Consider the following 19,847-nt stretch of genomic DNA (forward strand, 5'->3'; position numbering starts at 1 on the left):
CTCCAGGCAGAAGTCGAGTTGGCCAAACGGTTCGGCTCAGTAGGCCGGCGACCGATGTCCGGCACATGAACGCCCGCGCACACCCGAACGAGCTTCACGGGAAGACCCGGCGCACCCGAGGACCACCCGAAACCACGAGCGAGGGCAGGCGACCGGTCACGTCCCGACACCGAAGGCCACTCGGCGTGAATCCGCGGCCCGGGAAAACGACACCGGCCCGACACCCGGCGGTGGAATCCGTCCTGAGATGCCGCGAATGTTCGTGCCGGCGCCAGGTGGAGAGTTAAATAGATGGGGTCACCCCATGCGCGTCGGAGACCCGAGGAGGCGCGCGTATACCGACGCGCATCCGCACGCACCCGCTCCGTGAGCGGGAGCCCCGGAGGCGGCCGGCCCCGGGGTTTTCCCGACCCCCGGGCGCACCGCTCCCGCCCCGAAGCCGCGTGCACCGACCCGGGCCGAACGACGGTCCGAGGCATGGCGCCCCGTGCCCGCCGGCGGCCCCGAGCACCGCAGACCGATAGGAAAAGAAGGTCCGATGCACATGCCGATGCGATGGGAAGCATTCCTCGCGGCAGTCCGGGAACGGGGCGAATACTCCTCGCCCGAAGAGGCCGAACGTGCCATCCGGGTCGTACTCGCGCTCCTGGGCGCCCACCTGGTCGGCGCCGAACGCGCCGAACTGGCCCCGCGGTTGCCGGAGACCTGCGCGCTGGTACTGCTCAACCCGCTCCCCGCACACGAACCGCTCAGCGCGGAGCGCTTCGTCCGCGCGACCGGCGCCTGGATCGACGGCGCCACCGACGAGACCGCGCTGTGGGACGTCGGGGCGGTGCTGAGCGTGGTGGCCGACGCCGCCGGCGAAGACCTGATGAACCGCCTGCTCCTGCAACTGCCACCCGGCTACGACCTGCTCTTCGGCCGTCCTCGACCGGGCCGACCGCTCGAATGACCCAGCACGGACAAGACAAACGGACCACAGTCCGCTAAATTAAGCGGACCACGGTCCGAATACCGTTTCGGGCCTGCGCACTCTCGGGGAGTCGTCATGCCACGAACGCGTACATGGGCACGGACCCGGACAGGGACACGTCGTCGGCGGAGCCGGGCCCTCCTGGCCGTCCTGGCCCTCGCCCCGACCCTCGGCGTGGGCAGCGTCGCCTCGGCCTCGCCTTCGGCCTCGGCCGACACCGCGCCCACCGCCGCCGCGTACGACAAGGTCGTCTACCACCACCACCGCCCCGGCGTCGGCACACCGTGCGAGGGCCTGGCCGGCTGCACGTACGTGCAACTCACCGGCGACCCGAAGACCGGCCCGTCCGAGGCGATGTTCACGCTCGAGGCGGGCACTCGCTTCGCCCCCCACTGGCACACCAGCCCGGAACACGTCGTCGGCGTGTCGGGCACCGTGCTCTGGAACGTCGAGGGCCACAAGCGCTACCGCGTCGGCGCCGGCGACTTCCTGTCCTACCCGAGCAAGGCCGTGCACTGGGGCCAATGCGCACCCGGCGCCGACTGCGTCTATTACGTCTACGACGAACTCCCGTACGACTTCCACCCGGCCGACTGACCCGCCACCGCCGACCGCGCCGAACGCCCCTCAGACGCGGGCCAGTTCGGCGTTCGCGTGCTCTGTGATCAGGGCCAGGACGCGGCCTGCGACGGCCAGATCCTCGGGGGCGATGTCGGCGTAGACGCGGGCGGAGATCCCGGCGGTCTCGGCCGTGGTGGTGTCGTACAACGTGCGCCCGGCGCCGGTGAGCCGGAGCCGGGCCGCGTCCGCCGGGTCCGCCTCGACCAGCTTCGCGGCCACCAACTCCTCGACGACGCCGCGCACCACGGACTCGGGCTCCTTCAGCGAACCGGTCACCTCGCCGACGAGTTCGTCGCGACCGACGGCCCCGTCCGCGACGGCGACGACCCGCAGCGTGACGCCCTGGTGGAAGGTGACCCCGTGGCGAGCCAACACCCGCTCCAGCAGGGCCCGCCCGGCGTAGTGCGCCAGCGCGAGGGCGCGTGGGGTGACCGGGGATGCGGTGGTGGTCATGGTTGCTCCGTAAGTTGTCAGGCGGTCCGGGAGGGCCGGGTGTGGCGCTCGTGATCGCCGAGCCGATGACATTTACAGTACATGGCTATCATGTCCATGGCTATTATCTTTCGACGGCCGACCTCCTCAGGAGGGCCACGACCGGCCCGAAAAAGCCGGTGCGCCGCCTCCGCCCGATCGCCAGACTCGCCCTCATGAGCACCGACATCACGCGCATCAACCCCGACGACCTGCACCCGACGCCCGGCTATCACCACATCGCGGTGGTGGAGGCCGGGCGAACGGCTTTCCTGTCCGGCCAGTGCCCGCTCGACCGATCCGGCGCGCTGGTGGGCCCGGACGATCTCGACGCGCAGATCGACCAGGTGGCCGCGAACGCGCTCGCCGCCCTCGGAGCGGTGAACGCCCGGCCGGAGCACGTCGTTCGCTCCGTCATCTACGTGGTCAGCGCCGACCGCGCGGTCCTCGGCGCCGCCTGGGCCCGCCTCACCCGCTCCGACCTCGGACCCGCGTTCACCACGGCGAGTACGCTCCTCGGCGTCGCGCAACTCGGCTTCCCGGGGCAGCTGGTCGAGGTCGAGCTCACGGCGGCGCTGCCCGCCTGAGCACGCTTCGCGGCGGCGCGCTGTCCGGCCAACTCCCGGACACAACCGGCAACTTCGGCGCCGCGCAGACCCCCGCGCCATCCCGCGCGGGGGTCCATCCCGACGCGATGCCGGACCTGCCGACCACGCTCCGGCCCAACCGGCTCTTCCTGCGGCGAAGGCGATCCTGATCGTGCCCGAACGTCCGGGGCTGCGGCGGCGTCGGCATCAAGCGCCGAGCACCGCCACCACGCCCCACGGCGCCGCCGTCACCCCACCGCCGGCGGCCACGGCGCCTGCTTGGGCCACGGCGCGGCCTCCTCCAACTGCGCGGCCAACCGCAGGAGTTGCGCCTCGGCGCCAAGCCGGCCGGTGAGCTGGATCGCCACCGGCAACCCGACCTCGTCGAAGCCGGCCGGCACACTCGCCGACGGCAGTCCGGTCACGTTGAACACCGAGGTGAACCAGGTCATCTTGGCGGCGTGCGCGTACATGCTCGCCGGGTCGCTCGTGTCCAGCACGCCGAGTTCGGGTACCGGCACGCCCAACGTCGGGCTCAGCCACACATCGTACGCCTCGAAGAACGGCGCCACCTCCCGTCCGATCCGCACCACGGTCTGCAACGCCCGCACCAGATCCGGCCCCCGCATCGCCGCCGTGCGCTCGTGGATCACCCGGGTGAACGGCTCGATGTCGTCCTCCCGCAATTCCCGGCCCAGTTCGGCCAACCGGTCCTCGATCTGAGCGTGCGTCGCCGCCGACATCACCTGCCCGAGCGCCTGCCCCGTGGCCGGTCCGTCCCACACCGGCGCGGCCTCCTCGACCCGATGGCCCAGTTCGGCGAGCAGCGCGGCCGTACGCTCCACCGCGCGCACCGCCGCCGGGTGCGCGGCGACCCCGTCCACGTTGGCCGTCGCGAACCCCACCCGCAGCCGGGTGGGCGCGGTGTCGAGTGCGGCCAGGAACGATCCGGCCGCCGGCGCCGGCAGGGCCGCGTACGGGTCGCCCGGCAGCGGTCCGGCGACCACGTCGAGCAGCGCGGCCGAGTCGCGGACGGTCCGGGTGACCGCGTGCGCGATCGACAGCGGGTAGGCCAGGGCGGACAGCCCCTGGTCGTCGGGCACCCGGCCCCGCGACGGCTTGAGCCCGAACAGCCCGCAGCAGGCGGCCGGGATCCGGATCGAGCCGCCGCCGTCGTTGGCGTGCGCGGCCGGCAGGATGCCCCCGGCCACGGCGGCGGCCGAACCGCCGGAGGAGCCCCCGGTGGAGTGCGTGGTCCGCCAGGGGTTGTGCGAGGGGCCGTGCAGGAGCGGTTCGGTACTGGCGTTCTTGCCGAACTCGGGGCTGTTCGTCTTGCCGACCACGACGAGCCCTGCCCGCCGGTACCGCGTGGTCAGCGCACCGTCCCGCGCCGCGACCGCGTCGGCGAACAGCCGCGAGCCCTGACTGCTCACCATGCCGGCCACGTCGCAGCCGAGATCCTTCACCGCGAACGGCACCCCTCGCAGCGGCCCGTCGGACAACTCCCCCGCCGCCTCCGCCCGGGCCGCCGCGACACGTGTCGATACGAATGCCCGCAGCGTCGGATCACGCTCCTCGATCCGCCGCAGCACCGCATCGAGCAACTCCGCCGGCGACACCTCCCGCCGCCGAACAAGATCGGCCAGCCCCACGGCGTCGTGGTCGTCCAACAACTCACCGGTGTCCATCGCGCGCACCCTCGCTTCGCTTGACTCAATCCATCAACTGCATGATGCAATCAAGCAATCCGGAATACAACAGCCACCGCAACGAACCAGCGCGCAGCGCGGGCGCGGTGGACGCAAGGGCGCAGCGGGCGCGGCGGGCTCGGGGGTGCGTGAGGCGGTGGGTGCGGGGTGGCCAGGCACGCGGAGCCGGGGCCGGCCGGCGGTGCGTGGGCCGGGTGATCGCCGTGGGCCACGTGGATGCGTCGGGATTCGTGGTTTGGGGAACGTGTCACACCCGTCGTCGGTTGAAGTGCCTGAGGACGACACGAGGAGAGTGTGATCGATGGCGGGAATCCGATCGGCGGGCCGACTGGTCGCGGGTGGGCTGGCGTTGGCCGCCGCCGGCTGGGCGTTGCGGGACGTCCCGGCGGAGTTCGGCGGCAAGGCCGACGGCGAACGCCTGGCCCGCATGCAACGCTCGCCGCAGTTCCGGGACGGCGCGTTCCACAACCCCGTACCCGCCGCCCTGGTCGCGGCCGGCAGCGCGCCCGGCCTGATCGCGGACCTGCTCCGCGACCGTGACCTGCGCCGACCCGCCGCGCCCGTACCCCTGGTCGCCGCCCCGACCGTGCCGCAGTCCCCGCACGGGGTGAGTGCCGTCTGGTACGGCCACGCGAGCACCCTGGTCGAGATCGAGGGCCGCCGCGTGCTCTTCGACCCGGTGTGGAGCGACCGCGTCTCCCCGTCGCAGCTCGTCGGCCCCCGCCGGATGCATCCACTGCCGGTCCCGCTCGCCGCCCTGCCCACCGTCGACGCGGTGGTCATCTCGCACGACCACTACGACCACCTCGACCGCGCCACCGTACGCGCGCTCACCGCGACCCAGACCGCGCCCTTCCTCGTCCCGCTCGGCATCGGCGCCCACCTGGAGCGCTGGAACGTCCCCGCCGACCGCATCGTCGAACTCGACTGGGAGGAGGACGCCACGGTCGCCGGCCTGCGCTTCACCGCCACCGCGGCCCGCCACTTCTCCGGCCGCACCCTGCGCCGCAACGACACGCTGTGGGGCTCATGGGTGGTCGCGGGCGCCGAGCGCCGGGTGTTCTACGCCGGCGACTCCGGCTACTTCGACGGCTACGCCCGGATCGGCGCCGCGCACGGCCCCTTCGACCTGACCCTGATGCCGATCGGCGCGTACAGCCCGAGTTGGCCCGACATCCACATGAACCCCGAAGAGGCCGTCACCGCCCACTTGGACCTGGGCGGGAAGGTGCTCCTCCCGGTGCACTGGGCGACCTTCGACCTCGCCCTGCATCCGTGGGCCGAACCGGTCGACCGGCTGTGGCAGGAGGCCAAGGCCAAGGACGTACGGCTGGCCATCCCGCGCCCCGGGGATCGGGTCGACACCGACGACGCCGCCCAGGTCAGCCCGTGGTGGGAACTCACCCGCGGCCCGGACCCCGCCCGGACCCGCTGACCCGAGCCCCCGCCGGGCAGGGCCTAAGCTCACGATCATGCGTGTGCTCGTGGTGGAGGACGATCCGGATCTGGGTCGGGCCGTGGTGTCCGGATTGCAAACGGTCGGGTTCGCGGTGGACGCGGCCGGGCGCATCGACGACGCCGACCTCAAGGTCGCGGTCAACACCTACGACTGCCTGGTCGTCGACCGCGGCCTGCCCGACGGCGACGGGCTGGACCTGGTCCGCCGGCTGCGCGCGGCGGGCGCACGTACCCCGGTGCTGATGTTGACCGCGATGGACGCCGTGCCCGACCGGCTCGCGGGCTTCGACGGCGGCGCCGACGACTACCTCGTCAAGCCCTTCGTCTTCGAGGAACTGGCCGCCCGGGTACGTGCGTTGTGCCGCCGCGCCGAGCAGCCCCGGCCGCCGGTCTCGGTGGTCGGCGACGTCGAGATCGACACCGCCCGCCGCCGGGTGCGCCGGGCCGGGGTGCTGCTCACGCTGACCGTGAAGGAGTTCGCGGTCCTGGAACTGCTGACCGCCCGCGCCGGACAGGTGGTGCCGCGCGCCGACCTGATCGAGTGCTGCTGGGACGAGATGGCCGAACCGATGTCCAACGTCGTGGACGCGGTGATCGCCCAACTGCGCCGCAAACTCGGCCCACCGGCCCTGATCGGGACGGTGCGCGGCGTCGGCTTCGTGATCGGCGCGGACGAAGCGGCCGGCACCCCGTGAGATTCCGCGCACGATCGGCGCCCCGGGCACCGAACCCGCCGCCCACCCGTGCCGGCCGGCCCCTCCGCCCCGCCGTCACCCGGCTGCGCCGCCTGCGCTGGACGCTGACCGCGCTGTTCACCCTCACCACGGCGGTCTGCCTGGTCGTTCTCGCCGTGGTCGCCGGGTCCATCGACGGCCAATCCCGGGACCGCGAGCTGGACAACGACCTCGACCGCCGCGTGTCGGGCCTGTCCCGGGCGCTCTACTACGAGGACGGGACGCTGCGCCTGGACTCGCTGCACGAGGACGAACTCGTCGAGGGGGACGTGGCGATCGCCGTGGTCGAATGGGATCCGGCCGGGGTGCCCCGACGCTCCTACGCCGAACCCGCCGACTCGCCGCTGCTGCCGAGCGCGGAGCAACTGACCGAGATCGGCGCGGACGCCCGGGAGGTGCAGTCGGCGGTGGCCTGGGACGCCGAGGGGCGCGACGGCCGCACGGTGCGGGTGGCCGCGGCGCCGGTGTGGGAGGGCGACCGTGTCGACGCGGCGTTGATCGCCGTCGCCGACCCGGGACCCGGGCGGCGCGACCACGACCGGCTCGTGCGCTGGTTGTTCCTGGGCTGCCTCGCCCTGGCCGCGGCGGCGGGCCTGGCCGGGCACCTGCTGTCCGGGCGCAGCATGCGGCCCGCGCTGCACACGCTGGAGCAGCAGGAGCAGTTCCTGTCCGAGGCCGCGCACGAACTGCGCACCCCGTTGGCCACGTTGCGTCTGGTCACCTCCGCGGGCGCGGCGGCGCCGGAGACCGCGCCGAGGGAACTGGCCCGCGCAACGCGCCTGGTGGATCAGCTGGGCCGGTTGGTCACCGGATTGCTGGTGCGGGCCCGGGTCCAGGCCGGGACGCAGGAGGTGGAGCGCGAGGCGCTGCGGCTCGATCAGCTGGTCGAGCAGGTGGTGGACGAACTGCCGCCGTCCGGGGCGCGGTTCGTGGTACGGACCGAGCCGACCGTGGTACGCGGCGATCCGGAGTTGTTGGCCCAGGCGGTGCGCAACCTGGTGGACAACGCGCTCAAGCACGGCGGCGGCGATGCCGCGATCGACGTCGAGGTCGCGGACGGCGCGGTACGAGTGCGCGACCGCGGGCCCGGGGTCGCCGAGGGCGACCGCGAGCGGGTCTTCGAGCGACGCGCGATGGGCCCGACGGGCGGTACCGGAATCGGCCTGGCGATCGTGCGCTGGGTGGCCGACCTGCACGGCGGCACCGCCCGCATCACCGACGCCCCCGGCGGCGGCGCCGTCGCCGAACTCCGCCTGCCGACCGAACCGCCCCCGGAATCCCGCCCCGAACCGCCCCGCGAACCCATCGAGTCCCGCGAGCCCTGACCCGACCCGCCCCGGCGCCGCCGCTCCGGCCATATCAAGGCCACTTCAAGGCCACATCACGAAATCCTCATGAACGCCGCGCCAAACTCTCCCCATGTCCGTCACACCCGGCCACGGCGACTCCCGCCGCTCCGACGCCCGCCGCCCGAAACCTCCGTCCCGCACCGCCCGTCGGGTGCTGGTGCCGATCGTGGTGGCCGTGGTGATCGTGATCGTGGTACCGGCCGCGGTGTTCGGTCCCGACGCCGCCCGGCATGACCAACCGGCGCCGCGTCGGCCCACCGTCGAATCGGTGGGCAACCCCGCCTGGCAGCCGGTCGAGCGGGCCTGGCGGTGGTGGCACCGGAACACCGAACGTCGGTGAAGGGATCGGCCCTTCACCGGCGCCCCCACGGGGCGGGCGGCCCGCCAAAGCCATGACCGGCCGCCCGCCCCGTCCCCCATCCCCCCATCCCCCGTCCGGCCGCCCCCGTCCGGCCGGGGTCCTATCCCCCCACCGACGCCAACGTCTTGGCGGGCGAAGGGAAGTGGCAGGCCACCCGATGCCCGGGATCCCCCGCCAGGGCGGTCAACGGCGGTGCGGTCGTCGCGCACACGTCCTGCGCCTTGTGGCAGCGGGTCCGGAAGTGGCAGCCCGAGGGCGGGTTGATCGGACTGGGCACATCGCCCGTCAACCGGATACGTTCGCGCCGACCCCCGTCCGGCCCGACCGCGCCGGGCACCGCCGACAACAGGGCGTGCGTGTACGGGTGATGCGCGTTCTCGTACAGCGCGCCGCGTTCCGCGCTCTCCACCACCCGGCCCAGGTACATCACCACGACCCGGTCGCAGAAGTGCCGGACCACGGCCAGGTCGTGCGCGATGAACACGAACGCGATGCCCAGATCGCGCCGCAGGTCCGCGAGCAGGTTGATCACCTGCGCCTGGATGGACACGTCCAGCGCGGACACCGGCTCGTCGGCCACGATCAGCTTGGGCCCGGCGGCCAACGCCCGGGCGATCCCGATGCGTTGCCGCTGTCCGCCGGAGAACTCGTGCGGAAAGCGGTTGTAGTGCTCGGGGTTCAGGCCGACGGTGTCGAGAAGTTCCTGAACCCGCTTGCGCCGACCGCCGGGTGGGTCGATGTTGTTGACGTCCAGCGGGGCACGCAGGATGCCGCCGATGGTGTGCCGGGGGTTCAGCGACGAGTACGGGTCCTGGAACACCATCTGGATCTGCGCCCGGATCGGCGCGAGTTCGCGGCGCGAGGCATGGGTGATGTCCTGGCCCCGGTACCGAATCGTGCCCGCGCTCGGTTCGAGCAGGCGGGTGATCAGCCGCCCGGTGGTCGACTTGCCGCAGCCCGACTCGCCTACCAGTCCGATGCTCTCCCCGGCCTCGACCGTGAGGTCGATGCCGTCCACCGCACGGACGGCTCCGACTCGGCGGCGGAGCAGACTGCGCGGCCCGGGGAAGTGTTTGGTCAGTCCCGCCACTTCGAGCAGCGGCGCCTCGGATGTGCTCATATGTTCTTCCCGCCTTCTCGCGCGTCGGGCAACTGCGCCCGCTCCTGCTCCCGTTCCGCGGACCCGACCCCCGCCGCCGCTACCGCCACCGACCCGGCCCCCACCGCTACGGGCACCGCATCCAGGTGACAGGCGGCCGCATGTCCGCTGTCGCCCTCCCCCACGAGCACCGGCGCCTGGGTGCGGCACGGCGATCCGGGCCCCGCGATCACCTGGGCGCAGCGCGGGTGGAAGGCGCAGCCGGGCGGCGGCGCGAGCAGGCTGGGCGGCGCGCCGGGCACCGGTCGCAGCGGGCGGTCCAGCGGGTCGGACAGCCGCGGTACCGACGCGAGCAGACCCCGGGTGTACGGATGCTTGGGGGTCTCCAACACCTCCGCCGCCGGGCCGAGTTCGACCGCCCGGCCGGCGTACATCACCAGCACCTCGTCGGCGACGTCGGCGACCACGCCGAGGTCGTGCGTGACCAGGATGATCGCGGTGCCCAGTTGCGCCTGGAGTTCGCCGAGCAGGTCGAGGATCTGGGCTTGGACGGTGACGTCGAGCGCGGTGGTGGGCTCGTCGGCGATCAGCAGGTCGGGTTCGCACACCAGCGCCATGGCGATCATCGCGCGCTGGCGCATACCCCCGGAGAACAGGTGCGGATACTCCCGGGCCCGTCGGGCGGCCTGGGGGATGCCGACCCGGTCCAGCATCTCGATCGCCCGGTCGAGCGCCTCGCGGCGGCCGGCACCGGTGTGGCGCCGGTAGGTCTCCACGATCTGGGCGCCCACCGTGTAGTAGGGGGAGAGCGCGGTGAGCGGGTCCTGGAAGACCATCGACACACGTTGTCCGCGCAGGTCCCGCAGGGTGCGTTCGGACGCGCCGACCAGTTCGGTGCCGTCCAGGACGGCGCTGCCCTCGACGGTGGTGCGGGCGGGGTTGTGCAGGCCCAGGAGGGTGAGGTTGGTGACGCTCTTGCCCGAGCCGGACTCGCCGACGATGCCGAGGGTACGGCCGCGTTCGACGTCGAAGGAGACACCGTCGACGGCCTTGACCACGCCGCCCTCGGTGGCGAAGCGGACCCGCAGGTCGCGGACCGCAAGCAGCGGAGGGGTCATCACACACGCACCCGGGGGTCGATGACGGCGTACACGGCGTCCACCGCGACGTTGGCGAGCACCATGGCGGTGGCGGCGATCAGCACCACTCCGGTGATCATCGGCAGGTCGGAGTTGGCGACAGCGTTGACCGCGAGCTTGCCGATGCCGGGGATGTTGAAGGTGGTCTCGGTGACCACCGCGCCGCCGAGCAGCACGCCCAGTTCGATGCCGTACACGGTCACCACCGGGGTGATCGCGCCGCGCCACGCGTGTTTCAGGTAGACCTGACGCGACGTCAATCCCTTCGCCCGCACGGTGCGTACGTGGTCCTCGCCGAGCGCGTCGATCATCGACGCGCGGGTCAGTCGGGCGTACACCGCGGCCTGGACGCAGGCCAGCGTCAGCCACGGCAGCAACAACCCGCCCATCCAGCCGCCGGGATCACCGGTGAACGGCAGGTATTCGGGTTTGGGCAACCAGCGCAGTTGGTCGACCAACACGTAGCGGGCGATCACGCCGAGGAACTGGATCGTCACCGAGGCGCCGATCAGCGACAGCGCCATGGTGGACTTGTCCAGCCAGGTGCCGCGCCGCAGCGCCGCGAGCATGCCGATCATGACGCCGACGCCGAGGAAGATCACCGAGGCGCCGAGCGCCAGCGAGAGGGTGGCGGGGAAACGGTCGAGCAGGGTGTCGAGGACCGGCTCGTGGTTGACGAACGAGTAGCCCAGGCACGGCGCGGAGCAGTGCGAGGCGCCGAAGTCGCGGCCGGCGAAGACGCCGACGATGTAGTGCCAGTACTGCATCGGCACGGACTCGTCCAGGCCGAGGTCGCGGCGGATCAGCGCCAGCGTCTCTGGGGTGCAGGTCTTGCCGCAGGACAACCGTGCCGGATCGTCCGGCATCGCGAAGAACAGGAAGAAGGTGACGGTGAAGACGACGAACAGGATCAGCGCCGCGCCGAGCAGTCGCTGCACCAGGAATCGGAACATGGGGATGGGGCCCTCACTGGAGGTCGGACCCAGCGCGTGTCTTCGGACCGCCGTCGGGCTCCGCGGCGTGAGCGCAGCGAGGAGCCCGAAGGGCGGATGCCGTGCATCGGCGTGCCGGAGAAGCAGGTGCACAGTGGTTCTATTCGCCTGTTTCTCCGGGGCGGCGAGGTGCGGCGCCGGGCGTGGTGAAGCTCGGCGGGGGTCCGAAGACACGCGCTGGGAGTGGCCGGGTGGCCCGGCGGCGCGGGTGCCGCGGGCGGGAAGAGGGGAGCCTTCCCGCCCGCGGCGCCGGGGCCGCCTCGCCCGGGGCTACTTGACCCAGACGTCGATCGGGTAGGTCGAGCCGATGAAGCCGACCCGCACGCCGCCCAGGCCGGGGCCGTACAGGGTCAGTTGGCGCCGGTAGACGAACGGCACCACGGGGGCGTCGGCCATGATCTTCTTCTCCAGATTCGACCACTCCTTGCCCGCGGCGACCACGTCCGACATCGCGGTGATCCGGTCCATCTCGGTGCTCATCGCCGGGTTGTTGTACAGGCTGTACACGGAGCCGTCGTCCATGATCTTGCGGCCGTCGAACTTGGCCGGGAGCACGGTCGCCGCGCTCGGCCAGTCGGCGCCCCAACCGGCCCAGTACAGGTCGTACTTGTTGTCCATCCGGCCGATCTCGGTGTAGTAGCTCTTGTCGTTGATCGGCTGCGGGACCACCTTGAAGCCGGCCTGCTGGAGGGCCTGGACGATGGTCACCGAGACCTGCTCCCACATGGGGGTCTGGTTGTACGCGTAGGTGATGGTGGGGTTGGGCGTGCCGGCTTCGGCGAGCAGCTGCTTGGCCTTGTTCACATCACCCGTGGGCGGTACACCCGCCAGGTCGTACGACTCGAAGCCGAGCACCGTCGGGCCCATCAGCGTGGTGGCGAACTCGCCGTAGGCGGGGCCACCGAGGATCTGTCGCACCTGCTCCTTGGGGAACGCCGCGATCAGCGCCTGGCGCACCTTCGGGTTGGTCAGGCGCCGGTTGTTCATCTCGAAGTACTCGGTGTACGGGGTCGCCGCGTCCGCCGTGCGGGCCTTCAACTCCGGTGTGGTGAGCACCTGTTGGGCCACCTCGCGGCCGACCGCGACACGGAACGTCATCGCGCTGCGGTCGTTGCCGTTCGCCGCGATCAGCCGCTCGTTGATCTGCTGGTTGGACGCGCCGAACTCGAACTTCCACTGGTCGGGGTAGGCGTGCCGGACCGCGTCGGTGTTCGGGTCCCAGTGCTCGTTGCGCACCATGGTCATGGACTTGTCGATCTCGCGGCCGGAGATCTTGTAGGGGCCGCTGGAGAACGGGTGCTTGTCGTACTCGAGTTTGGTGTCCTTGGCGCGCGGCACCGGGGTGCTGGTGTGCATCGCCACCGCGAACGGGAAGTCGCCGCGCGGCGCGGGCAGCGCGAAGGTGACGGTGCGCGCGTCGGGGGTCTTGATCGCGTCCAACTCGCGGCCCCCGTACGGGCCGTCGTAGACCGAACGGAAGTCGGTGTTGCCGACCAGCCATTCCTGGATCCAGGTCGGGCCGCCGGTGATCTCCTTGGCGAAGGAGCGCTCGATGCCGTACTTGACGTCCTGCGCGGTGATCGGCGACCCGTCCTCGTACTTGAGCCCGTCCTTGAGGGTGAAGGTCCAGGTCTTGCCGCCGTCGGGGCTGGTGCCGGTGTCGGTGGCCAGGTCGCCGACCAGCGTGGTGTGGTCGCCCTCCTGCTTGTACGTGGTGAGCTGACGCGAGATCAGCAGTTCGGCGGTCTGCTCGTGCGAGACGTAGACGCGCGCCGGGTCGAGGTGGTTGAAGTCGGCGCGCTCCAAAACCGTGGCGGTGCCGCCGGGCTTGGCGCCGGGGAGTTCCTTGGCCGGACCCTTCGACTCGGCGGCGGCGCCGATCGACACCGCGCGGACCTGGGCCTTGGGAGCGGCGCCCTTGCCGGGCCCTCCGCCGTCGGAGCTGCCGCCGCCGCTGGAACACGCGGCCGCGCCGAGGGCGAGGACCAGCGTGACGAGCGTGGCTCTGGTGGTACCGGTGCGCAGGGTCATGGTTCCTTCCGAGGGTTTGCCGTGCTGGTGCGGTATCGCGAGGAGCGCGGTGGTCAGCGGTCGCTCTTCGGGTCGAGCGCGTCGCGGACCGAGTCGCCGAGCAGGTTGAAGGCGACGACGAACACGAGCATCGAGATGCCCGGCACACACATGTAGGTGATGTCGGTCTTGTAGACCTCGGCGCCCTTGAGCAACATCCGCCCCCAGTCGGGGGTGGGCTCGACCATGCCCACGCCGAGGTAGGACAGCGCCGCCTCGGTGGTCACGTAGGACGGCACCGCCATCGAGGCGCTGACCAGGATCGGGGTGACCAGGTTGGGCAGCAGTTCGCGCAGCACCACGCGGCCGGGCGAGGCCCCGATCACCCGGGCGGCCTCGACGTATTCGCGGTTGCGCAGGGACAACACCTGACCGCGCAGCAGGCGGGCCACCGATGCCCAACCGAACGCGGCGAGCACGGCGATGATCACCCCCGCCCGCAGGACCGAGGACATCTGTTCGCCGGGTTCGGTGAGCAGCGAGGTGACCACCGGCGTGAAGGCGATGAAGAACAACGTCGAGGGGAAGCTGAGCATCACGTCGATCACCCGGCCGACGACGAAGTCGGTGCCGCCGCCCAGGTATCCGGCGGTCACCCCGACCAGCACCCCGAGCACGGTGACCACCACGACCACGGCGAGCGAGATGAGCAGCGAGGTGCGGATGCCGTACAGGAGTTGGGTGAGCACGTCCCGGCCGAGGCCGGGTTCGAGACCGAGCCAGAAGTCGCCGGAGATGCCGCCGTTGGGGGCGATCGGGAAGCCGAACTCGTTGAGCAGGCCGGGGCGGTTCTGGCCGTAGGTGGTGTACGGGTCCTTGCCGTAGAGCTTGGCGAACAGCGGTGCGCCGAGGCCCGCGACGACGAAGACGGCGACGACGCAGGCGGCGGCGATCCCGGTGCGGTCGCGCCGGAAGCGTCGCCAGGCGAGTTGCGAGGGGCGCAGCCCGGCGGGGGCCGGTCGGGTGATGGGCGGATCCTCCTCGACCGGCGGATCCGTGGGGGGCGCGAGGGTGGTCATGTTTGGCGAGCCTCTCGGGAGGCGGCGGGGTGGGTGGTGGTGGGGAACTCTGCCCACGGGTGATCCAGGGGTCAAGGTTTAGGCCGTGTCACATTTGAGGTGCGACATTGTATTTACCTTTCCTTTACCTTCCACCTGCGGCTTTACCCTCGCGGCCATTTTTTGGCCACCTCCGACGGAGGGCTGGCGCAACACTGGAGCCATGTGACATTGTACTGAGGTGACCGGAGCGGAGCCCTGCGACAACGACGTCGCACGAGCCGACATGGACCGGCGCCGGCGCCGCACCCCCGGCCCCGGCGCCCGGGTGCCGGTCGTTCGCCTCGCCGACGACCGGCACCCGCCCTCCTCCGTCACCCGCCCCTCGGCTCCCGCCGAGCCCGCGCGAATGCTCGCCGAGGGCGCCCGGGGGCCGCCTCCGCAGTGCGCGCCACCATCCGATTCGCCTCACCCGTCAAGGAGTTCCCATGTCCGCACCGACCACCACCGACCGCACCCTGCACCCCTGGCGCGGCCTCATGGTCGCCACCACGCTGCCGCTGCGGGCCGACCTGAGCATCGACTACGACGCGTTCGCCGAGCACCTGCGCGAGCTGGTCGACGCGGGCTGCGACGGCGTGGTGCCCAACGGATCCCTGGGCGAGTACCAGACCCTCACCCCGGAGGAACGCGCCCGCGTGGTCGAGGTCGCGATCGAGGCCATCGGCGGCGACCGGGTGATGCCCGGAGTCGCCGCGTACGGCTCCACCGAGGCGCGCCGCTGGACCGAACAGGCCGCCGAGGCCGGCGCCCGCGCGGTCATGCTGCTGCCGCCCAACGCCTACCGCGCCGACGACGCCGAGGTGCACGCGCACTACGCCGACGTGGCCGCCGTCGGCCTGCCGATCGTCGCCTACAACAACCCGTTCGACACCCGGGTCGACCTGTCCCCCGAACTGCTCGCCAAGCTGCACGCCGACGGCCACATCGTCGGCGTCAAGGAGTTCAGCGGCGACACCCGACGCGCCTACCGGATCGCCGAACTCGCCCCCGACCTCGACCTGTTGGCCGGTGCCGACGATGTGCTCCTGGAGCTGGCCGTCGGCGGCGCCAAGGGCTGGATCGGCGGCTTCTCCAACGTGTTGCCGACCGCCTGCGCCGAGCTGTACCACGCCACGCGCGCCGGCGACCTGGTCCGCGCCCGCGAGCTGTACGACATCCTGCATCCGCTGCTGCGTTGGGACACCCGCACCGAGTTCGTCCAGGCGATCAAGCTCTCGATGGATGTGGTCGGCAAGCCCGGCGGCCCCTGCCGTCCCCCGCGCCGCCCGCTCTCCGCCGAGGCCCAGGACACCGTGCGCCGAGCCACCGAACGCGCCGTCGCCGCCGGGCTGAGCTGACCGACCCACCGGCCCTCGACGGGCCGGCCCCCACCCGCCTCCGGCCCGCGACGCCACTCTCGCCCACCCCGGGCACCGCTCCGAGCCACACCCGTCGCGGGCCGCCGACCGGCCGCACCGACGCCGACCACCCCCGCCGTTCCCTTCCCGAAGGGCTTGCCATCGTGACCACCACCGCACCGCCCGTCCGCAGCCACGACCCCGCCGCCCCCGACACGCAGGTCGCCGAGGCGCCGGCCGTCGCGCCCGCCGACGTGCGTCGGGCCGCCGAGCGGGCCCGGATCGCCCAGCGGGCCTGGCTCGACGCCGGCGCCGGCGCCCGCTGCACCGCGCTCGACGCCGCCGCCGACCGGATCGCCGCCGCAGCCGGCGACCTCGCCGACCTGATCGTGCGCGAGGTCGGCAAGCCGATCGCCGAGGCCCGCGGCGAGGTCGCCCGCGCCGTCGCCATCCTGCGCCACAACGCCCAGCAGGCCTACGACCCGGTCGGCACGGTGCACGAACCCGCCGCCGGCCCCGGCCTGTTGCTCACCCGCCGCCGCCCGCACGGCGTGGCCGGGCTGATCACGCCGTGGAACTTCCCGCTGGCCATCCCGCTCTGGAAGGCTGCGCCCGCGCTCGCCACGGGCAACGCCGTCCTGCTCAAGCCCGCTCCGCAGGCCCTGGGCTGCGCGCTGCGCCTGGCCGAACTGCTGGCCGAGGTGCTGCCCGCCGACGTGTTCACCGTGCTGCCCGGCGAGGCCGCCACCGGCGCGGCCGTGGTCGAGACCGCCGACGTGGTCTCCTTCACCGGCTCCACCGCCGTGGGGCAGGAGGTGGTCCGCGCCGCCACCGCCCGGGGCATCCCGGTACAGGCCGAGTTGGGCGGCTGCAACGCCGCGCTGGTGCTCCCGGACGCCGACGTGCGCACCACCGCCGGCCAACTGATCGCCGCCGCGTTCGGCTACGCGGGCCAAAAGTGCACCGCCACCGGCCGGATCATCGTGGTCGGCGACCCCGAGCCGCTGCGCGCGGCCCTGACCACTGCCACGCGCGCCCTGACCGTGGGCGACCCCCGCGACGCCGCCACGGTGTGCGGACCGGTGATCGGCGAGGCGGCCCGCGACCGGGTACGCACCGCGATCGACGCCGCGACCGGCGCCGGCGCCCGGGTCCTGGCCACGAGCGAGACCCCCGACGGCCCGGGCTGGTACACCGCCCCGACCATCCTGGAGCGGGTCCCCGCCGGCCACCCGATCCTGCGCGAGGAGGTCTTCGGCCCGGTCGCCGTCCTGCAGACCGCCGCCGACCTCACCGAGGCCCTGGAACTGGCCCGCGACGTGCCGCACGGCCTGGTCACCTCCGTACACACCCGCGACCTCGACGCCGCGCTGACCGTGGTCGACCGGATCGACACCGGCCTGGTCAAGGTCAACGCGCCGACCACGGGCGTCGACTTCCACATGCCCTTCGGCGGCACCAAGGCATCCAGCCACGGCCCCCGCGAACAGGGCCGCGCCGCCGCCGACTTCTACACCTCGGTACGCACCGTGAGCCTGCTCCCGGCGGACCCCACCGGCACGCCGTAGCCGCGCGGTCGACCCACGGCCGGACCCGCCGGGGCGCCCGGTCGGCGCACCGGCGCACAAAGAGATCACGACGGAAAGGAGGCTTCGGGCGCGGTGGCGGCTACGCTGTGCCATTGCACATCGTACAAAGGCCGGATCGTATCCGGTCCCGAGGAGGGACACACCAGATGAGCGCGGACGCCGAAGTATCGAGCGGGCACGTCCTCGGGAACGGCGCCGGGGACACCCCGGGCTCGCTGAACCTGCCGTCCGTGCGGGAACACCGCAGTCTGCGCGATCAGGTCACACACGCGCTGCGTGCCGCCCTGATCGCCGGCGAGCTGCGCCCCGACGTCGTCTACTCGGCACCGAGCCTGGCCGCCCAGTTCCGCGTCTCGGCCACCCCCGTACGCGAGGCGATGCTCGACCTCGTGAAGGAGGGTCTGGTCGAGGTGGTCCGCAACAAGGGCTTCCGGGTGACCGCGCTGTCCGGCCGCGACCTCGACGAATACACCGAGATCCGGGCGCTGATCGAGATCCCGGTGATCGAACGCCTCGCCGAGACCGCCGACCACGCGGCCCTGGAGGCACTGCGCCCGGTGGCCGCCGCCATCGTGGCCGCCGCCGAACGCCGCGACCTGATCGGATACCTCGAATCCGACCGCCAGTTCCACCTCGGCCTGCTCGAACTCGGCGGCAATCGCCGCCTGGTCGAGGTGGTCGGCGACCTGCGCAAGCGCTCGCGCCTGTACGGCCTCACCCAACTCGCCGAACGCGGCGCGCTGGTCGCCTCGGCCCGCGAACACGAGGAGATCCTCGACCTGTTGCTCGCCGGAGACGCGGCCGGCGTACGCCGCGCGATGAGCGAACACCTGGGCCACATCCGCTCGCTCTGGTCCGACCGGGCGCGCGAGTCCACACCGGAAGACTAGGGCGAACTCCCCCATGAACCACCGATACACGATCACCGACCACGTGTTCCCGCTGCCGCTGGACCACCACGATCCGACCGGCCCCCGGATCGACGTCTTCGCCCGCGAGGTCGTCGATCCCGCCCGCGCCCACGAGAAGCTCCCCTGGCTGCTCTACCTCCAGGGCGGCCCGGGCGGCAAGTCGCCGCGGCCGATCTCCGGCTCTCCCGGCTGGCTGCGGCACGCCACCAGGACCCACCGCGTGTTGCTCCTGGACCAGCGCGGCACCGGACGCAGCGCCCCGGTGACCGCCCGGGCCGCCGCCCGGTTCCGCTCCGCCGACGAACTGGCCTCCCACCTCGCGCACTTCCGCGCCGACTCGATCGTCGCCGACGCCGAGGCGATCCGCCGTGCGTTGTGCGACGACGAGCCCTGGGAGACGCTCGGTCAGAGCTACGGCGGGTTCATCACGCTCAGCTACCTGTCGCTGGCCCCGGAGGGACTGCGCCGCTGCCACATCACCGGCGGCCTGCCCGGCCTGTCCGCCACGGCCGACGACGTGTACGCGCTGACCTACCCGCGCATCCGGGACAAGAACGCCGAGTTCCGCGAGCGCTACCCGGACGACGTGGCCCGGCTGCGCCGGATCGCCGACACGGTCGCCGGCGGTGGCGTACGACTGCCCGACGGCGATGTGCTGACGGTGCGTCGACTGCGCACCCTGGGCCAGGTGTTCGGCATGGGGGACGGCTTCGAGCGGGTGCACTGGCTGCTCGACGAGGCCCTGGACCCCACGACCGGCGAACTCTCCGACACCTTCCTGCGCCAGGTGGCCACGCTGACCGGGTTCGTCGACAACCCGCTGTACGCGGTGCTCCAGGAGTCCATCTACGCCCAGGGCGCGGGCGCCACCGGATGGGCCGCCGAGCGGACCCACACCGCGCTGGCGGACTTCGCCGACGACGCGGACCCGCTGCTGCTCACCGGCGAGACCATCCACCCCTGGATGTTCGACGAGATCGCCGGCCTGCGCCCGTTCGCCGAGGCCGCCCACCTGCTCGCCGAACGCGCCGACTGGGCGCCGCTGTACGACCCGGCGCGGCTGGCCGCCAACCGGGTCCCGGTCGCGGCGATCGTCTACCACGACGACATGTACGTCGACGCCGGCCTGTCCCTGCGCACCGCCCGCGAGGTCGGCGCGGTCCGGACCTGGGTCACCAACGAGTGGGAGCACGACGGCGTCACCGCCTCCGGCGACGCGGTCCTGTCCCGCCTGATGGACATGACGGCCGGCGTGGTCTGAGCCCGCCCGCCCCACCCCGAACCCGAGTCGTGGCGCGGGCCCCCCGCCCCCCCCCAAACGGTGCGGGGGCGGGGCCACCCCCCCCCAACGCGCGCGGGGGTGGGGGCGGGGGGGCCCCCACCCGG

General features: G+C 72.5%; 18 protein-coding genes. 11 read left to right on the forward strand and 7 right to left on the reverse strand.

The window, feature by feature from the left end:
* Positions 1 to 544 precede the first annotated feature (544 nt).
* Both ACWGR4_RS18470 and ACWGR4_RS18475 read left to right on the forward strand, forming a co-directional pair.
* Positions 545 to 952, forward strand: coding sequence for a DUF2267 domain-containing protein (locus ACWGR4_RS18470; RefSeq protein ID WP_380002674.1), 408 nt, complete (start codon positions 545 to 547; stop codon positions 950 to 952).
* A 96-nt stretch (positions 953 to 1,048) separates the two neighbouring features.
* Positions 1,049 to 1,570, forward strand: coding sequence for a cupin domain-containing protein (locus ACWGR4_RS18475; protein WP_452129159.1), 522 nt, complete (start codon positions 1,049 to 1,051; stop codon positions 1,568 to 1,570).
* 30 nt (positions 1,571 to 1,600) lie between these two features.
* Here the strand turns inward: ACWGR4_RS18475 and ACWGR4_RS18480 are convergent, their stop codons facing one another.
* Positions 1,601 to 2,047 carry a MarR family winged helix-turn-helix transcriptional regulator gene (locus ACWGR4_RS18480; protein WP_452129158.1) on the reverse strand — a complete coding sequence of 149 codons (447 nt, stop codon included), beginning with the start codon at positions 2,045 to 2,047 and terminating at the stop codon, positions 1,601 to 1,603.
* A 194-nt stretch (positions 2,048 to 2,241) separates the two neighbouring features.
* Between ACWGR4_RS18480 and ACWGR4_RS18485 the strand changes: the two genes are divergently transcribed.
* The gene (locus ACWGR4_RS18485; RefSeq protein ID WP_380002644.1) at positions 2,242 to 2,652 is read left to right on the forward strand and encodes a RidA family protein; all 411 of its coding nucleotides are present in this window, start codon (positions 2,242 to 2,244) and stop codon (positions 2,650 to 2,652) included.
* A 248-nt stretch (positions 2,653 to 2,900) separates the two neighbouring features.
* On the opposite strand, the gene ACWGR4_RS18490 is transcribed toward ACWGR4_RS18485, so the two are convergent.
* Complete coding sequence (locus tag ACWGR4_RS18490) at positions 2,901 to 4,340, reverse strand: amidase (protein ID WP_452129157.1); 1,440 nt, start codon at positions 4,338 to 4,340, stop codon at positions 2,901 to 2,903.
* 322 nt (positions 4,341 to 4,662) lie between these two features.
* On the opposite strand from ACWGR4_RS18490, the gene ACWGR4_RS18495 reads away from it, so the two are divergent.
* The 4 genes from ACWGR4_RS18495 to ACWGR4_RS18510 all read left to right on the forward strand — a co-directional run bounded on the left by ACWGR4_RS18495 (position 4,663) and on the right by ACWGR4_RS18510 (position 8,242).
* A complete protein-coding gene (locus ACWGR4_RS18495) occupies positions 4,663 to 5,796 on the forward strand; it encodes an MBL fold metallo-hydrolase (RefSeq protein WP_452129156.1) in 1,134 nt (377 codons plus the stop codon).
* A gap of 37 nt (positions 5,797 to 5,833) precedes the next feature.
* Positions 5,834 to 6,514, forward strand: coding sequence for a response regulator transcription factor (locus tag ACWGR4_RS18500; protein WP_452129155.1), 681 nt, complete (start codon positions 5,834 to 5,836; stop codon positions 6,512 to 6,514).
* Positions 6,511 to 7,878, forward strand: a complete 1,368-nt coding sequence (locus ACWGR4_RS18505; protein ID WP_452129154.1) for a sensor histidine kinase — start codon at positions 6,511 to 6,513, stop codon at positions 7,876 to 7,878. Before ACWGR4_RS18500 ends, ACWGR4_RS18505 begins: the two co-directional genes overlap by 4 nt.
* 94 nt (positions 7,879 to 7,972) lie before the next feature.
* Positions 7,973 to 8,242, forward strand: a complete 270-nt coding sequence (locus ACWGR4_RS18510; protein ID WP_380011486.1) for a hypothetical protein — start codon at positions 7,973 to 7,975, stop codon at positions 8,240 to 8,242.
* 121 nt (positions 8,243 to 8,363) lie between these two features.
* Here the strand turns inward: ACWGR4_RS18510 and ACWGR4_RS18515 are convergent, their stop codons facing one another.
* The 5 genes from ACWGR4_RS18515 to ACWGR4_RS18535 all read right to left on the reverse strand — a co-directional run bounded on the left by ACWGR4_RS18515 (position 8,364) and on the right by ACWGR4_RS18535 (position 14,582).
* Complete coding sequence (locus ACWGR4_RS18515; protein WP_380011489.1) at positions 8,364 to 9,383, reverse strand: ABC transporter ATP-binding protein; 1,020 nt, start codon at positions 9,381 to 9,383, stop codon at positions 8,364 to 8,366.
* On the reverse strand, positions 9,380 to 10,480 hold the full coding sequence (locus tag ACWGR4_RS18520; protein ID WP_452133677.1) for an ABC transporter ATP-binding protein: 1,101 nt from the start codon (positions 10,478 to 10,480) through the stop codon (positions 9,380 to 9,382). The genes ACWGR4_RS18515 and ACWGR4_RS18520 overlap by 4 nt, the downstream gene beginning before the upstream one ends.
* On the reverse strand, positions 10,480 to 11,454 hold the full coding sequence (locus ACWGR4_RS18525; protein WP_380011495.1) for an ABC transporter permease: 975 nt from the start codon (positions 11,452 to 11,454) through the stop codon (positions 10,480 to 10,482). Before ACWGR4_RS18525 ends, ACWGR4_RS18520 begins: the two co-directional genes overlap by 1 nt.
* A 309-nt stretch (positions 11,455 to 11,763) precedes the next feature.
* Positions 11,764 to 13,524, reverse strand: coding sequence for an ABC transporter substrate-binding protein (locus ACWGR4_RS18530; protein ID WP_380011498.1), 1,761 nt, complete (start codon positions 13,522 to 13,524; stop codon positions 11,764 to 11,766).
* Between the two features lie 53 nt (positions 13,525 to 13,577).
* Positions 13,578 to 14,582 (reverse strand): ABC transporter permease, encoded by a 1,005-nt coding sequence (locus ACWGR4_RS18535; RefSeq protein ID WP_380011501.1) that lies wholly within the window; start codon positions 14,580 to 14,582, stop codon positions 13,578 to 13,580.
* Positions 14,583 to 15,049: 467 nt separating this feature from the next.
* On the opposite strand from ACWGR4_RS18535, the gene ACWGR4_RS18540 reads away from it, so the two are divergent.
* The 4 genes from ACWGR4_RS18540 to ACWGR4_RS18555 all read left to right on the forward strand — a co-directional run bounded on the left by ACWGR4_RS18540 (position 15,050) and on the right by ACWGR4_RS18555 (position 19,722).
* A complete protein-coding gene (locus ACWGR4_RS18540) occupies positions 15,050 to 15,961 on the forward strand; it encodes a dihydrodipicolinate synthase family protein (RefSeq protein ID WP_452133676.1) in 912 nt (303 codons plus the stop codon).
* Positions 15,962 to 16,125: 164 nt separating this feature from the next.
* A complete protein-coding gene (locus ACWGR4_RS18545) occupies positions 16,126 to 17,529 on the forward strand; it encodes an aldehyde dehydrogenase family protein (protein WP_452133675.1) in 1,404 nt (467 codons plus the stop codon).
* A 167-nt stretch (positions 17,530 to 17,696) separates the two neighbouring features.
* Positions 17,697 to 18,440 (forward strand): GntR family transcriptional regulator, encoded by a 744-nt coding sequence (locus tag ACWGR4_RS18550; protein WP_380011510.1) that lies wholly within the window; start codon positions 17,697 to 17,699, stop codon positions 18,438 to 18,440.
* 13 nt (positions 18,441 to 18,453) lie between these two features.
* Complete coding sequence (locus ACWGR4_RS18555) at positions 18,454 to 19,722, forward strand: alpha/beta fold hydrolase (protein WP_452133674.1); 1,269 nt, start codon at positions 18,454 to 18,456, stop codon at positions 19,720 to 19,722.
* The last annotated feature ends 125 nt before the right edge of the window (positions 19,723 to 19,847 follow it).

The organism is Embleya sp. NPDC055664, assembly GCF_053618075.1.